Genomic DNA, 1,078 nt, shown 5'->3' on the forward strand with positions numbered 1-1,078 from the left:
AAAGTAAACCGCTTGGATTTATCAGGCTTGCGCATCACGAAGTTCATCAATCCGCCAAATTGCGAGCCATATTGTATTGAAGAAGCACCCCTGACAATTTCGATCTGTTCCACAACTTCCATGGGAGGTGTGAAATATGCCTCAGGATATCCCATAGGATCAGGGGTGATGTCATATCCGTTCATCCTGACATTAAATTCCCAAGACCTGTTGGGATTTAAACCTCGGGCTGCAACTCCCAACTGTATGCCCGAACCGTCATTTTCCCAAATGGAAATACCCGGCGTCCGGCTAAAAATCTGACGGCTATTGTTCATAGCCAGATTGGCATTGATCTCTCCCACCCGGATTACTTCATTTTTCTTTCCGGCATTAATCCGAAAACGGTCCACTTCAGGAAGGCGTTCCTGCCCCATGATTCCCCTGCTTACAGTAAATTCAAAAGCATCCAAAGAAAGAGGCGCTTCCTTTAAAGTGATGTTCAGCTCTTGATTTTCAGCATCTTTTATAGAAAAAGGAACCTTGATTTCCTCATAGCCAAGCATGTTGACCTTGAGCACATACTCTCCTTCAGGAATATCCCTCATCGTATAGCTTCCGGAAAGATCAGATTGTACACCTCTAACCGTGCCTTCCAAGATTAAAGCCACACCGGGAACAGCCTTTTTGGTCTCATCCAGAACTTTCCCTGTCAGCATATTTTTTTGCGCAAAAGAGACATTCATCCCTAATAACAATGCACTTACAATCGTAAAAACCAGTTTCATGTTTTATATATTGTATTTATTTGGATTAATTTTAAATAAGAATACAATATTAAGAAATGACAGTTTTTTATCCAAAATTTATTTAGATCAATTCTAAGAAAAATAATAAAATTGTCAATAAGGGTGATGGTAAGACTATTTCGGTTGTTTCGAATTGGTAAAATAACCTTTCAAAATTGGATGGGATATATTCATTGTATCAGGCCTAAGCAGGAAAAATCTGCTCTCTGAAGAAGAATCTTTAGAAAGTCTGACTGCTGCCAAAGCTCATTTTCAAACCCACTTTGGAAAAGAATTGGTGACTTTGGGAG

General features: G+C 39.8%; 1 protein-coding gene. It reads right to left on the reverse strand.

Annotated elements, in window-relative coordinates:
- A partial coding sequence (locus ACZFYI_RS20530; RefSeq protein ID WP_462525978.1) for a carboxypeptidase-like regulatory domain-containing protein occupies positions 1-767 on the reverse strand: 767 nt, incomplete at its 3' end.
- Positions 768-1,078 lie beyond the last annotated feature (311 nt).

The organism is Aquiflexum sp. (genome assembly GCF_977115555.1).